The sequence below is a fragment of the Streptomyces sp. NPDC104814 genome (assembly GCF_055583185.1).
The window spans coordinates 805,290-818,184 of the sequence record NZ_JBVJOL010000001.1; the positions used below are offsets into that span (position 1 = coordinate 805,290).

13 protein-coding genes are annotated in these 12,895 nt (G+C 72.7%); 6 read left to right on the plus strand and 7 right to left on the minus strand.

Going from position 1 to position 12,895, the window contains the following annotated elements:
* Nucleotides 1-69 precede the first annotated feature (69 nt).
* A complete protein-coding gene (locus ACZ64A_RS03330; RefSeq protein WP_469807889.1) occupies nucleotides 70-1,170 on the plus strand; it encodes a LacI family DNA-binding transcriptional regulator in 1,101 nt (366 codons plus the stop codon).
* A gap of 40 nt (nucleotides 1,171-1,210) precedes the next feature.
* Here the strand turns inward: ACZ64A_RS03330 and ACZ64A_RS03335 are convergent, their stop codons facing one another.
* Entirely contained in the window at nucleotides 1,211-1,996 is a 786-nt protein-coding gene (locus ACZ64A_RS03335; protein ID WP_469807890.1) for a VOC family protein, read from the minus strand.
* Nucleotides 1,997-2,196: 200 nt separating this feature from the next.
* Between ACZ64A_RS03335 and ACZ64A_RS03340 the strand changes: the two genes are divergently transcribed.
* Complete coding sequence (locus ACZ64A_RS03340) at nucleotides 2,197-2,442, plus strand: WhiB family transcriptional regulator (protein WP_469807892.1); 246 nt, start codon at nucleotides 2,197-2,199, stop codon at nucleotides 2,440-2,442.
* Between the two features lie 313 nt (nucleotides 2,443-2,755).
* Here ACZ64A_RS03340 and ACZ64A_RS03345 read toward each other — a convergent pair whose 3' ends face one another.
* The 5 genes from ACZ64A_RS03345 to ssgD form a co-directional block, all read right to left on the minus strand.
* Nucleotides 2,756-3,730, minus strand: a complete 975-nt coding sequence (locus ACZ64A_RS03345) for an acyl-ACP desaturase (protein WP_469807893.1) — start codon at nucleotides 3,728-3,730, stop codon at nucleotides 2,756-2,758.
* A gap of 213 nt (nucleotides 3,731-3,943) precedes the next feature.
* Nucleotides 3,944-4,720 (minus strand): dimethylargininase, encoded by a 777-nt coding sequence (gene ddaH, locus ACZ64A_RS03350; protein ID WP_469807895.1) that lies wholly within the window; start codon nucleotides 4,718-4,720, stop codon nucleotides 3,944-3,946.
* Nucleotides 4,721-4,893: 173 nt separating this feature from the next.
* On the minus strand, nucleotides 4,894-7,149 hold the full coding sequence (locus ACZ64A_RS03355; RefSeq protein ID WP_469807896.1) for an ATP-binding cassette domain-containing protein: 2,256 nt from the start codon (nucleotides 7,147-7,149) through the stop codon (nucleotides 4,894-4,896).
* Between the two features lie 10 nt (nucleotides 7,150-7,159).
* Nucleotides 7,160-8,782: an ABC-F family ATP-binding cassette domain-containing protein gene (locus tag ACZ64A_RS03360; protein ID WP_469807898.1), complete on the minus strand. Its 1,623-nt coding sequence runs from the start codon at nucleotides 8,780-8,782 to the stop codon at nucleotides 7,160-7,162.
* Between the two features lie 381 nt (nucleotides 8,783-9,163).
* Entirely contained in the window at nucleotides 9,164-9,580 is a 417-nt protein-coding gene (gene ssgD / locus ACZ64A_RS03365) for a spore wall synthesis regulator SsgD (protein WP_469807899.1), read from the minus strand.
* Nucleotides 9,581-9,917: 337 nt separating this feature from the next.
* Between ssgD and ACZ64A_RS03370 the strand changes: the two genes are divergently transcribed.
* From ACZ64A_RS03370 to ACZ64A_RS03380, 3 genes are all read left to right on the plus strand, one after another.
* Nucleotides 9,918-10,994: a WD40/YVTN/BNR-like repeat-containing protein gene (locus ACZ64A_RS03370; protein ID WP_469807900.1), complete on the plus strand. Its 1,077-nt coding sequence runs from the start codon at nucleotides 9,918-9,920 to the stop codon at nucleotides 10,992-10,994.
* Nucleotides 10,995-11,067: 73 nt separating this feature from the next.
* Nucleotides 11,068-11,406: a plasmid stabilization protein gene (locus ACZ64A_RS03375; protein ID WP_469807901.1), complete on the plus strand. Its 339-nt coding sequence runs from the start codon at nucleotides 11,068-11,070 to the stop codon at nucleotides 11,404-11,406.
* A gap of 239 nt (nucleotides 11,407-11,645) precedes the next feature.
* Nucleotides 11,646-12,356 carry an endonuclease V gene (locus tag ACZ64A_RS03380; RefSeq protein WP_469807902.1) on the plus strand — a complete coding sequence of 237 codons (711 nt, stop codon included), beginning with the start codon at nucleotides 11,646-11,648 and terminating at the stop codon, nucleotides 12,354-12,356.
* Here ACZ64A_RS03380 and ACZ64A_RS03385 read toward each other — a convergent pair.
* Nucleotides 12,317-12,505 carry a hypothetical protein gene (locus ACZ64A_RS03385; protein ID WP_469807903.1) on the minus strand — a complete coding sequence of 63 codons (189 nt, stop codon included), beginning with the start codon at nucleotides 12,503-12,505 and terminating at the stop codon, nucleotides 12,317-12,319. The genes ACZ64A_RS03380 and ACZ64A_RS03385 overlap by 40 nt on opposite strands.
* Nucleotides 12,506-12,742: 237 nt before the next feature.
* Here ACZ64A_RS03385 and mmpA point away from each other — a divergent pair, with 237 nt between their 5' ends.
* Nucleotides 12,743-12,889: a morphogenic membrane protein MmpA gene (gene mmpA / locus ACZ64A_RS03390; protein WP_469807905.1), complete on the plus strand. Its 147-nt coding sequence runs from the start codon at nucleotides 12,743-12,745 to the stop codon at nucleotides 12,887-12,889.
* The last annotated feature ends 6 nt before the right edge of the window (nucleotides 12,890-12,895 follow it).

Here is a 12,895-nt window from a genome sequence, read left to right on the forward strand (position 1 = left end):
TGGGCGGCGGGGCTCGCCCCCGCTCACCGGGGCTATCCTGGGCCGCACCCCGCCGCCGAGGAGCCCGATGTGACCGAGACAGCCCCGCGCCCCACGCTGGAGGCCGTCGCCGCCCGGGCCGGTGTCTCCCGGGCGACGGTGTCCCGGGTGGTCAACGGCGGGGACGGAGTCAGGCCGCACCTCGTGGAGCGGGTCCGGCGCGTTGTCGACGAACTCGGCTACGTCCCCAACCAGGCCGCCCGCAGCCTGGTGACGCGGCGCCACGACGCCGTCGCCGTCGTCATCGCCGAACCCGAGACCCGTGTCTTCGCCGACCCCTTCTTCGCGCTGCAACTGCGCGGCATCAGCCGGGAGCTGACCGCGCACGACAACCAGCTCGTGCTGCTGCTCACCGAAGGACGGGACGACCACGCCCGCGTCGCCCGGTACCTCGCCGGCGGCCATGTCGACGGGGCGCTCGTCTTCTCGCTGCACCTCGACGACCCACTGCCCGGCCTGATCCACGACGCCGGCGTCCCGACGGTGTTCGGCGGCCGCCCCGGCTGGCGCGACGGGGACCGCAGCGCCTCGTACGTCGACAGCGACAACCGGGGCGGCGCCCGTGAGGCCGTCCGCCATCTGCTCTCCCTGGGCCGCGGCCGCGTCGCCCACATCACCGGCCCCCTCGACCAGACGTCGGCGGCGGACCGGCTCGACGGCTACCGGGACGCCCTGGGCGAGAGCGACCCGTCGCTGGTCGCCGAGGGAGACTTCACCGCGGCCGGCGGCGAACGCGCCATGCGCGAGCTGCTGCACCGCCGTCCCGACCTGGACGCCGTCTTCGCCGGCAACGACCTCAGCGCCGCCGGCGCCCTGCGCGTCCTGCGCGAGCACGGGCGGCGCGTCCCCGACGACGTCGCCGTCATCGGCTTCGACGACATGGTCACCGTCGCCGAGCAGACCGACCCGCCGCTGACGACGGTCCGTCAGGACATCGAGGAGATGGGCAGGCTGATGGCCCGCCTGCTGCTGGGCGGCGTGGCCCCCCATGGCGCGGCGGCGCAGGACGGCGCGGCGGCGCAGGACGGCACGGCGGCGCAGGAGGGCGCGGTGGACGGGGCGTCAGGTGCGGCGGACGGGCCGCCCGGTGTGGTGCTGCCCACGACACTGGTGCGTCGCGCGTCCGCGTAGGCGACGTGGTCCGGCGGTCGCGGTACCCCGCGCACGGCCGTCACTCCTGCCGCGGGGCGCTCCTGATCACTGCGAACCGGGCTCCGTACGGATCGGCGAGCCGGGCCATCCGGCCGACCCCCTCCACGTCCATGGCCGGCACCCGGACCGTGCCGCCCATCTCCTGCGCCGTGGCGACGACCGTGTCCACGTCGGGCACCTCGAAGTAGGGCAGCCAGTGCGCCTCCGTCTCCGCCGGGTCGTCCGCCAGGGCGACGATCCCGCCGAACATGGCGTCCTCGCCGCCCTCGGCCGGGTTGACGCAGGTGTACGTGCCGCCGGGGAACGCGACCGCCGAGGTCTCCAGGCCCAGTACCGAGTGGTAGAAGGCGGCCGCCGCGGCGATGTCCGCCGTGTACAGCTCGACCCACGTCAGTGAACGGCTGTCACCGGCGACGTCGACGCCCTTCGTGCGCCCCGGCTGCCAGATGCCGAACCGCACCCCGGCCGGGTCGGCGAGGACCGCCATGGTGCCCTCGCCCATCACGTCCATGGGCCGGAACGGCACGCTGCCGTGCGCCTGCTCGGCGGCCTTCGCGGTGGCCTCGGCGTTCGCGCTGCGGAAATACACCGTCCAGGCCGGCGGCCCCTGCTCCGGTGTGGTCTGCACGCCGCCGGCCACGGTCTTGCCGTCCAGCTGGAAGAAGCCGTAACCGCCGGCCTCGGGCCCCGCCGACTGGAACCGCCAGCCGAAGAGGGCGCCGTAGAAGCGCGTGGCGCCCTCGATGTCGGCCGTGCCGACATCGATCCAGTTCGGAGCGCCGTTGACGAAACGGGTGGTGAGCATCGTCGCCCTCCTTCGAAGGTCCCGTTGTCTGCTCTGCCGAGTCTTGCACCGCCCACTGACAATCGCCGCCACGACACCGGCCCGCGCGCCGCCGTGCGCACCGCAGGGTGGCGGGGGCATCATCGGGTGGCCGGAGGCCCGGGGGAGGCGTTGATCCGGCGTTGATCGAACGTTTTGCGCCGCACGGCACGCTCTCGGCCATGTACACCGAGACGATCGACATGCCCGACCTCGCCTGGCAGCAGGAGGCGCTGTGCGCGCAGACCGGAGGCGACTTCTTCTTCCCCGAGCCCGGCAGCTCCGTCCGCGAGGCCAAGCGGATCTGCGCCCTGTGCCCGATCCGTTCCGCCTGCCTGGACTACGCCCTGGAGCACGACGAACGCTTCGGCGTCTGGGGCGGCCTGTCCGAGAAGGAACGCCAGGCCCTGCGCCGCACCGCCCCGTGACCGCCCCGGCCGGTCATCGCCCTGCACGTCCCCGTCGGGGGAATCGAAAAGCGGTACGGCTCGCGGGGGGCCGTACCGCTGAGATCCCCGGGCGCGCCCGGACGCAGCGCAGAGGCGGTCGCACGCCTGCGCGGGCGTACACGCCGGTTCGAATCCGAAGGTGGCGAGCCGCAGTCCGCGGCCGGGCCTTGCGGTGGGGCAGCCGCCCGCACCGGGCGGCGGAGCGGTCGGCGTCCGGCCCGCCGTTTCGCGGCGGGCGTGCGCGACCGCCGGGGGACGGCCGCGCGGCGCAGCGGCGCGCGGTGCCGTGGCGTCAGGCGCTCGCGCGCGCCGCCATCCGTGCCCGGCGCGCTGCCAGCTTCTCGTCGAACTTCGTCGCCTCGTCGTTCAGGCCGCCCATGTAGAGGCCGAGCTCCTCCTGGGCCTGCAGACCCTCGGGGCCGAAGCCGTCCATCTCCAGGACCTTCAGGTGGCGCAGGACGGGCTGGAGCACGTCGTCGTGGTGGATGCGCATGTTGTACACGCCGCCGATCGCCATCTGCGCCGCGGCCCGCTCGAAGCCGGGGATGCCGTGGCCGGGCATGCGGAAGTTGACCACCACGTCCCGCACCGCCTGCATGGTGAGGTCCGGCGCTATCTCGAAGGACGCCTTCAGCAGATTGCGGTAGAAGACCATGTGCAGGTTCTCGTCGGTCGCGATGCGCGCCAGCATGCGGTCACACACCGGGTCACCGGACTGGTGGCCGGTGTTGCGGTGCGAGATGCGGGTGGCCAGCTCCTGGAAGGCGACGTAGGCGACCGAGTGCAGCATCGAGTGCCGGTTGTCGGACTCGAAGCCCTCGCTCATGTGCGCCATGCGGAACTGCTCGAGCTTGTCCGGGTCGACCGCGCGTGAGGCGAGCAGGTAGTCCCGCATCACGATGCCGTGCCGGCCCTCCTCGGCGGTCCAGCGGTGCACCCAGGTGCCCCAGGCGCCGTCCCGGCCGAAGAGCGTGGCGATCTCGTGGTGGTAGCTCGGCAGGTTGTCCTCCGTCAGGAGGTTCACCACGAGCGCGATCCGGCCGATCTCGGTGACCTTGGACTGCTCCTTGTCCCAGGCCTCGCCGTCCTCGAAGAGGCCGGGGAAGTTACGGCCGTCGCTCCACGGCACGTACTCGTGCGGCATCCAGTCCTTGGCGACCTGCAGATGCCGGTTCAGTTCCTTCTCGACCACTTCCTCCAGTGCGTACAGCAGCCGGGCGTCGGTCCAGCCGGCAGAACTGCCGAGGTGCGTCGAGGTGATCGTCACGGATACTCCAGGGGGACGTAACGGAGCGGAAGCCTCCGGCGGTGCGGCGCCGGAACCTACGGAATCGTAGGCTACGAGTCCGTAGGTTACGTAACCGTAGGTTAAGGGCGTCGTAAACAGTGCTGATCAGCGCCGTCGAGCCCGCCCGCCGGAAAGACGTCACGGCCCCGGAATCCGCAGATCCCAGGGCCGTAAGAGTGAGGCCGTCACCCGTCAGGCGTACAGCTCCCGCAGTCGGACCGAGAGGCAAGTCACACAGCCCTCGAGCTTCTCGAACTCGCTGATGTCCACCGCGACCACCTCGAAACCGAGGTCGGTGAGCAGGTCCGCGGTGCGCGGCGCGCTCGACGCCATCAGCAGCTTCGCCCCGCCGAGCAGCACCACGTGCGCCCCGGACTCCTCCGGTACCGACAGGAACCGGGGGAACAGCGCCGGCCGGTCCACCTTCGGGATGTGCCCGATCACCGTGCCGTCCGGCAGCGCGGTCACCGCCGACTTCAGATGCAGCACCTTGCTCACCGGTACGGCGACCACGCGCGCGCCCAGCGGCTCGAAGGCGGCCCGCACCTGCTGCACCCCGGCCGCGTTGGTGCGCCCGCCCCTGCCGACGTAGACCGTGTCGTCGATCTTGAGCACGTCGCCGCCGTCCAGCGTGCCCGGCTCCCAGATCCAGTTCACCGAGCAGCCGAGGCGCGCCACGGCCTCCTCGACGCCGGCGGTCTCGGGCCGGCGGGACTCGGCGCCGGGGCGGGTGATGAGGGCGACGTTCTTGTACATGACCACCGTGTCCTCGACGAACACGGAGTCGGGGCAGTCGTCGGCCGGGTCGACCTCGATCGCCTCCCAGCCGTGCGCGCGCAGGGCGGCGACGTACGCCTCCCACTGCTCGACCGCCAGCTCGGCGTCGACCTGCTCCCGCTCGATGTGCGTCACCAGACCTTCGGCGAGTCGGGGGCTGGGGCGGCGGACGAGGGCCTTCTTGCTGGGCACGAGCGTGGTCTCCGTATCGGCGGGTGGTTCTCCGGGCCATCATGCGGCACCGGTCCGCCATGATGCAGGGCGAGGCGCGCCCGGCGAAACCCCGGGTGGGGAGGGGTTACCAGGGCGTAACCCCGGACCGGCGCTCGTGCGGTCCGCGAACCGGGGCCGATCTGCCCCCGCCGTCAGCCGGCGGCCCGGCGCAGGTACTCCGCCGTGGCCGAGGTGCGGTGGGTGAGCAATCGGCGTGGGGGGCCCTCGAAGACGATCCGGCCGCCGTCCCGGCCGCCGTCCGGGCCCAGGTCGATCACCCAGTCGGCGTGGGCCACCACGTCGAGATGGTGCTCCACGACCACGACGGTGTTGCCGCCGTCCACCAGCCGGTCCAGCAGTTCCAGCAGCCCGTCCACGTCGGCCATGTGCAGGCCGGTCGTCGGCTCGTCCAGGACGTACACCGCGCCGGTGCGGTGCAGCCGGGTCGCGAGCTTCAGCCGCTGCCGTTCGCCGCCGGACAGCGTGGACAGCGGTTGGCCCAGTGTCAGGTAGGTCAGGCCGACGTCGCGCAGGGCGCCGAGCCGCGGGCCCACCGCGCTGTCGCCGAGGAAGTCCAGGGCCTCCTCGGCGGTCATCGCCAGCACGTCGGCGATCGAGCGACCGTCCACCGTCAGCCGCAGCACGTCCTCCCGGAAGCGCCGGCCGCCGCAGTCCGGGCAGGTGGTGGTCACCGGGTCCATGAACGCGAGGTCCGTGTACAGCACCCCGCGTCCCTCGCACGCCGGGCACGCCCCCGTGGAGTTGAAGCTGAACAGGCCCGGCTCGCTGCCCGTCGCGCGCGCGAAGATCCGCCGTACCGTGTCCATGATCCCCAGGTACGTCGCCGGAGTGGAGCGCGCGGAGATCCCGATCGACGACTGGTCGACCACCACGGCGTCCGGATGCGCGGCGGTGAACTCCGCGACCAGGGTCGACTTGCCCGACCCGGCGACCCCCGTGACCGCGGTCAGCACCCCGGTCGGGAACTCGACCGTCACGTCCCGCAGGTTGTGCCGGTCCGCGCCCTTCACCCACAGGCCGCCGTCCGCCCGCCGCACCCGCGGCTTGAGCGTCGTACGGCGGCGCAGGCAGCGCCCGGTCGCGGTCGGCGCGCCGGCCAGCTCACGCGGCGTGCCCTCGAACACCACGCGCCCGCCGTCGGTGCCGGCCCCGGGGCCCATGTCGACGACATGGTCGGCCAGCGCGATGACGTCCCGGTCGTGCTCGACGACCAGCACGGTGTTGCCCTTGTCGCGCAAGCGCAGCAGGAGGTCGCCGAGGCGGTGCACGTCACGCGGGTGCAGCCCGGCGCTGGGCTCGTCGAAGATGTACGTCATCCCGGTCAGGCTGGAGCCCAGGTGCCGCACGGTCTTCAGCCGCTGGCCCTCGCCGCCGGACAGCGTCGACGTCTCCCGGTCAAGGCTCAGATAGCCGAGGCCGATCGCCTCGATCCGCTCCAGCGCCGTGACGGCGGCCCGCGCGATCGGCGCGGCGAGCGGATCGTCGTCGAGTTCCCTCAGTACGGCGATGAGGTCGGTGATCTGCATCCGGGCGCAGTCGGCGATGGACCGGCCGCGGATCCGGGTGGCCAGCGCGGCTTCGTTCAGCCGGGCGCCCGCGCAGCGCGGGCAGGTGTCCTCGGTGAGGAAGCGCTCGACCGTCTCGCGGGTGCGCGCGCTGAGCGCGGACAGGTCCCGGTTGAGGTACAGGCGCTCGAACCGGTCGGCCAGCCCCTCGTAGTCGATGTCGCGCGATCCGCCGGTGTTGTCGACGTTCACGCGCGTGCCGCGCCCGCGCAGCAGGAACTCCCGCTCGGCGCCGGTGAACTCGCCGACCGGTTTGTGCACGTCGAGATCCGGCGTGTTGGTGTACGTCTGCCCCTGCCAGGTGCCCGCGGCGAACGGCGGGAAGAGGATCGCACCGCCCGCGAGGGAGCGGGCCGGGTCGAGGATGCGGTCCCAGGCGGGCCGGACCGTGCGGCCGAGCCCGTGGCACGTCGGGCACATGCCGGACGGGTCGTTGAAGGAGTACGCCGTGGCCTCCCCGGCGCTCGGGGTGCCGCACCGGGAGAACAGCACCCGGATCACCGCGTAGACGTCGGTCATCGTGCCGACGGTGGAGCGCGAGTGGCCGCCGACCGGCCGCTGGTCGACCACGATGGCGGGGGACAGGTCCTCCATGGCGTCCGCGCGCGGCCGTTCGAACCGGGGCAGCCGATTGCGCACGAACCAGGTGTACGTCTCGTTGAGCTGCCGCTGCGACTCGACGGCGATCGTGTCGAAGACGACCGACGACTTGCCCGATCCCGAAAGGCCGGTGAACACGGTCAGCCGGCCTTTCGGGATGCGGAGGGTGACGTCCTTGAGGTTGTTCTCCCTGGCTCCGGTGAGGGTGATGTAGTCGCGCATGCCCTCGACGCTAGGCGGGATACCCGACAGCTTCTGGCGTGATTTCCTTCAGTTCTCCGTCGAGCATCAGCCAGCGTGTGATGCCGATGGACCTCAGGAACGGCAGGTCGTGGCTGGCCACGAGCAGCGCGCCCTCGTAGGACTCCAGCGCTGTGGTGAGCTGACGGACGCTCGCCATGTCGAGGTTGTTCGTCGGCTCGTCCAGCATCAGCAGCTGCGGGGCGGGCTCGGCGAGCATCAGCGCGGCCAGGGTCGCCCGGAAGCGCTCGCCGCCGGACAGCGTGGCCGCCTTCTGGTCGGCGCGAGCGCCCCGGAACAGGAAGCGGGCGAGCCGCGCCCGGATCCGGTTGTTGGTGGCGCCCGGCGCGAACCGGGCCACGTTCTGCGCGACGGTCAGCTCGCCGTCCAGGACGTCGAGCCGCTGCGGCAGGAAACGCAGCGGGACGTGGGCCGTCGCCTCGCCCGCCACCGGAGCGAGCTCACCGGCGATCGTGCGCAGCAGCGTCGTCTTGCCCGCACCGTTGCGCCCGATCAGCGCGATCCGCTCCGGACCGTGCAGATCGAAACCGCCCTCGACGCGCGCGCCGTAGGCCAGCTCCAGATCCCGCAGGGTCAGCACGCCGCGGCCCGCGGGAACGGCGGTGTACGGCAGGTCGACCCGGATCTCGTCGTCGTCCCGTACGGCCTCCACGGCTTCGTCGAGCCGCTCCCTGGCCTCGCCGAGCTTCTCCTCGTGCATGATGCGGTGCTTGCCCGCGGACTCCTGCGCCGCGCGCTTGCGCGCCCCCATGACGATCTTCGGCTCGCGCTTGCTGTCCCACATCTTCTGCCCGTACCGCTTGCGGCGGGCCAGTTTGACCTGGGCGTCGGCCAGTTCGCGCTTCTGCTTGCGCAGGTCGGACTCCGCCACGCGCACCATGCGCTCGGCGGCCTCCTGCTCCACGGCGAGCGCCTCCTCGTAGGCCGAGAAGCTGCCGCCGTACCAGGTGATCTCCCCGCCGCGCAGGTCGGCGATCTGGTCGACCCGCTCCAGCAGTTCGCGGTCGTGGCTCACCACGACCATCACGCCCGGCCAGGACTCCACGGCCGCGTACAGCCGGCGGCGGGCGTACAGGTCAAGGTTGTTGGTGGGCTCGTCGAGCAGCAGGACCTCCGGTCGGCGCAGCAGCAGCGCGGCCAGCCGCAGCAGCACCGACTCGCCCCCCGACACCTCGCCCACGGTGCGGTCCAAGGTGACGTGGCCGAGGCCGAGTTCGCCGAGGGTGGCCAGGGCGCGCTCCTCGACGTCCCAGTCGTCGCCGAGGGTCTCGAAGTGCTCCTCGGCGGCGTCACCGGCCTCGATGGCGTGCAGCGCGGCGCGCTGCGCGGCGATGCCGAGTGCCTGGTCGACGCGCAGCGCGGTGTCGAGGGTGACGTTCTGCGGCAGGTAGCCGATCTCCCCGGCGACGCGCACGGCTCCGTCGGTGGGGACCAGCTCCCCGGCGATCAGCTTCAACAGAGTGGACTTCCCGGACCCGTTGACGCCGACCAGCCCGGTGCGGCCGGGGCCGAAGGAGGCGTCGAAGCCGTCGAGGACGACCGTGCCGTCCGGCCAGGCGAAGGACAGGGAAGCGCAGGTGAGGGATACGGACATGGGACCTCGCGGTTGCTCGCATGCGGAAGGAGGGCAAACGCGTATCGAGACACCGCGAGACGGCGACCGCCGAGGGTCCGGCAAGGCAGGGGAAACAGCGAGGCCCTGCGCCGGGGGACGGCTCGTATGCCGAGGTCGCACGCTACGCACACACCTGACGGGTGCGGCGCGGTGTCTCAGGACCTCAGACGAGCAACGTCCTTCTCCAATCGACGGCAACAGGACCGCTGTACAGCGTACGAGGGGGGTGTGGGGCTGTCAACGAATAAACGGCGGGCGGCGCACCGCAACGCGGAGCCCGGGCAGAGCCGACGGCTGGGCGCACCCTCACGCGCCCCCACGGGGAGGACGCACGGCGCCCCCCACACGCGCGCACCACGTTTAGCAGGCGTCCCGCATCAGCTCCGCCAGGCCGTGGTCCAGGTCGAGCTGCAGGTGCTCCAGGCCCACCGGCACCAGCTCACTCGTGGCCTGCAGGAAGCGCCGGATCTCACCGGTGCGGACATGGACGACGGCCGTGCCTTCGGGGGCGTGGAACTCCAGGACCGTGCGGTCGAAGCCGTACGGCCGCACGCGGACGTCGCCGTGGCCCTCCGAGGTCTCCAGGCCGGCCGTGAGCAGCTCACGGGAGAAGGTCCAGCAGACCTCGACGCCCTCCAGGGTGGCCGGCGCGGGGAAGGTCATCCGGACCGCGAAGGGATCCCGGCGGTCGTAGTGCAGCGTGGCGGGGATGTTCGGCATCCGGGGCGCGGCGGCGACGAGACGTGCCTGAACGGGCTGCTCGATGACGGTGGACAACGCCTTGCTCCCTTGTGACGGCTGGACGGATGGACGGGCGGCGGGGGCGGATGAGGCCGGTCACTTCAAGAGACGTAGGAACCGGCCGTTCCGTGCACACACAGAGCGAGTGACCTCTGTCACCGCCTTCATGCACGAGGGTGTCCGACTGCTTCCGGTGTGCCCGGAAGGTCACTTGGGGCGGATGTGCTCCGGGCGGGGAAGGCCGCTCGGGGCGGGTGCGCTCTGGACGGCACCGGGGCGGTCGGCTAGCTTCGCCCGCCATGAGGATCACGAGGGGCACGAGGAGCAAGGGACGCAAGGGCCGCACGAGCCGCAGGACCGCCTCGGGAGCGCTGTGCGCGGCGGTGCCGCCGCCCTGGCCGCCGCCCCGGCACAGGCGCACGACGGCCCGCGGGGCACGCCCCCCGGGGCGCTCACGTCCACCGGCGCGCACCCCAGGCCCCACTGGGCGCTGAAGGACACCGCGGCGCCTTCCGTCCGCTTCCGCGGACTGGCCGCCGTGGACCGGGAGACCGCGTGGGTGGCCGGCACCCGGGGGACCGTGCTGCGCACCACCGACGGCGGGGCGCACTGGCGGAACGTCTCCCCGCCCGGCGCCGGCGAACTGCAGTTCCGGGACGTCGAGGCGTTCGACGCGCGCCGCGCCGTGGTCCTGGCGATCGGCGAGGGCGAGGCGTCCCGCGTGTATCGCACCGAGGACGGCGGCGCGACCTGGACGGAGTCCTTCCGCAACACCGACCCGAAGGCGTTCTACGACTGCCTGGCCTTCTTCGACCAGCGGCACGGCCTGGCGATGAGCGACCCCGTCGACGGACGGTTCCGCATCCTGTCCACCGATGACGGCGGCCGCTCCTGGACGGTGCTCCCCGAGCGCGGCATGCCCGCGGCCCTCGACGGCGAGGCCGGCTTCGCGGCGAGCGGCCAGTGCCTGGTGACGTCCGGGCCGAAGGACGTCTGGCTGGCCACCGGCGGTGCCGCCCACGCGCGCGTGCTGCACTCCGCCGACCGCGGCCTGACCTGGACCGCCGCCGAGGTCCCCGTCCCGGCCGGCGACCCGGCCCGCGGCGTCTTCGCGCTCGCCTTCCGCGACCGCGCCCACGGACTCGCCGTCGGCGGCGACTACCGCCCCGATCAGCCCTCGCCGCTCGCGGCGGCGGTGACCGCGGACGGCGGCCGCACCTGGCGTCCGGCCGACCGCCCGCCGCCCGCCTACCGCTCCGGCGCCGCCTGGCTCCCGCACAGCCGGGGCGCCGCCCTCGCCGTCGGCCCCACGGGCACCGATCTGACGACGGACGCGGGCCGCACCTGGCGCACCGTCGACACCGGGTCGTACGACACCGTGGACTGCACGGCGGACCGGGCGTGTTGGGCCGCGGGCGAGCAGGGGCGCGTGGCCCGCTTGGAGCCCTGAAACAGGCCCCGGCAGGCACATTCGGGTGCAATGGGGGTACTCGGGGACCGCATCCGGAAGGAAGTGAACGCACATGCCACGCGGTTCCAGCCCCAAGCGGGAACGCCAGTACGAACACATCAAGGAGAGCGCCGAGGAGCGGGGCGCGAGCACCGGGCGCGCCAAGGAGATGGCCGCACGGACCGTCAACAAGGAACGCGCCCGCTCCGGCGAGTCCAAGACCGCGAGCCGCAGCTCCACCACGGGGCCGTCGCCCTCGAAGCGGGGCGGCCAGCGGTCCGGCACGGGCTCCCAGGGTCAGGGCTCCGAGGGCCAGACCTACGACCAGCTGTACGAGGAGGCCAAGCGCCGGGAGATCCACGGCCGTTCCCACATGAACAAGAGCGAGCTGCAGCGCGCCCTCGGTAAGTGAGCGAGGCCGCACGGCCGAGCGTCTCTGCGCGCGGTTCCCCGCGACGGCGATGATCACCCCGCCGTCGCGGGGTTCCTTGCGTTCGGAGGCCGGGCCGTGGCCCTGCACGCTCAGCGTGCAGCTCGTCCAGCCGGACGGTGTCGACGCCTCGAGCGGCGCGGTGCGGATGCAGTTCCCTCACGCACGCGACCGGCGGTCTGCGCCCGCACGAGCCGCGGCACCGTAGGCTCCTGGTCATCATGACGACCGTACGTGTACCCGCGGGCTGGCCCGCGACCGAGGAAGAGGCCCGGGCCGTCCAGGACGAGCTGCGGGCCCGGGTGGTGCTCGACGAGCCGGGGCCGCCGCCCGGGACCGGGCACGTCACCGGCGTCGACGTCGCCTACGACGACGAACGCGACGTCGTCGCCGCGGCGGCCGTCGTCCTGGACGCCACGACACTCGACGTCGTCGCCGAGGCGACCGCCGTCGGCCAGGTCTCCTTCCCCTATGTGCCGGGGCTGCTCGCCTTCCGCGAGATACCGACGGTGCTGGCCGCCCTCGACGCGCTGCCCAGCCCGCCCGGCCTGGTCGTGTGCGACGGCTACGGCCTCGCCCACCCCCGCCGCTTCGGGCTCGCCAGCCACCTCGGCGTGCTCACCGGACTGCCCACCATCGGCGTCGCCAAGAACCCGTTCACCTTCACCTACGACGACCCCGACGCGCCGCGCGGCTCGTCCTCGCCGCTGCTGGCCGGCGCCGAGGAGGTCGGCCGGGCGCTGCGCACCCGTGACGGCGTCAAGCCGGTGTTCGTGTCCGTGGGTCACCGGGTGAGTCTGGCCGGCGCCTGCGCCCACACCCTGGCGCTGACGCCGGCCTACCGGCTGCCGGAGACGACCCGCCGGGCCGACGCGCTGTGCCGCCGGGCGCTTCAGGAGGCGACGACCCGCCAGGCACCCACCTCCTGGTAGTCCGCGTCGTACACGGCCGACCCGTCGCCGGCCTCCAGCGGGTAGTGGCGGACGTTTCCGGCCCAGTACCGCAGGATCCGGCTCAGCTCACGGGCCTTGTCCTCGCTGCTCGCGGCCTCGTCCAGGGTGATGTCGAGAAGGAACTTCATGCCTTCCATCGTTTCACTGACGTCTCCTGTGAGACTTTCGCCGACGGGCCGCGTGGATCACGGCTCTGCCACCGGTGAAAGCCTCGAAGGCCGCCGGTGAAAGTCTCAAAGCAGGGTGCACCCGGGCACGCATGCACCGGGTGCGTGTACCCGACCCGCGCGCGTACGCGTTCTGAGTACGTGCGCTGAGTACGCGTACGGATGTGCCACGGCCCCGCGGGCGGAAGGCTGTCCCGCATGACGACACATCGCGCCGCCAAGTCCCTCGACGACACCGCCCGGCCCGTCGAGCGTGCCGTGAACGTCGCGCTCGTCCTCTCCGTGCTCGCGGGACTGGCGTGGATCTGCGGGATGATCTACACGGTGGTGAGCCGGCCCTTCTAGGCGCCC

Coding starts and splice junctions, on each gene's coding strand:
- ACZ64A_RS03380 (WP_469807902.1), top strand. CDS start 11,646: ATGACGACCGTACGTGTACCCGCGGGCTGGCCCGCGACCGAGGAAGAG.
- mmpA (WP_469807905.1), top strand. CDS start 12,743: ATGACGACACATCGCGCCGCCAAGTCCCTCGACGACACCGCCCGGCCC.
- ACZ64A_RS03385 (WP_469807903.1), bottom strand. CDS start 12,505: ATGAAGTTCCTTCTCGACATCACCCTGGACGAGGCCGCGAGCAGCGAG.
- ACZ64A_RS03335 (WP_469807890.1), bottom strand. CDS start 1,996: ATGCTCACCACCCGTTTCGTCAACGGCGCTCCGAACTGGATCGATGTC.
- ACZ64A_RS03340 (WP_469807892.1), top strand. CDS start 2,197: ATGTACACCGAGACGATCGACATGCCCGACCTCGCCTGGCAGCAGGAG.
- ACZ64A_RS03355 (WP_469807896.1), bottom strand. CDS start 7,149: ATGCGCGACTACATCACCCTCACCGGAGCCAGGGAGAACAACCTCAAG.
- ACZ64A_RS03375 (WP_469807901.1), top strand. CDS start 11,068: ATGCCACGCGGTTCCAGCCCCAAGCGGGAACGCCAGTACGAACACATC.
- ACZ64A_RS03360 (WP_469807898.1), bottom strand. CDS start 8,782: ATGTCCGTATCCCTCACCTGCGCTTCCCTGTCCTTCGCCTGGCCGGAC.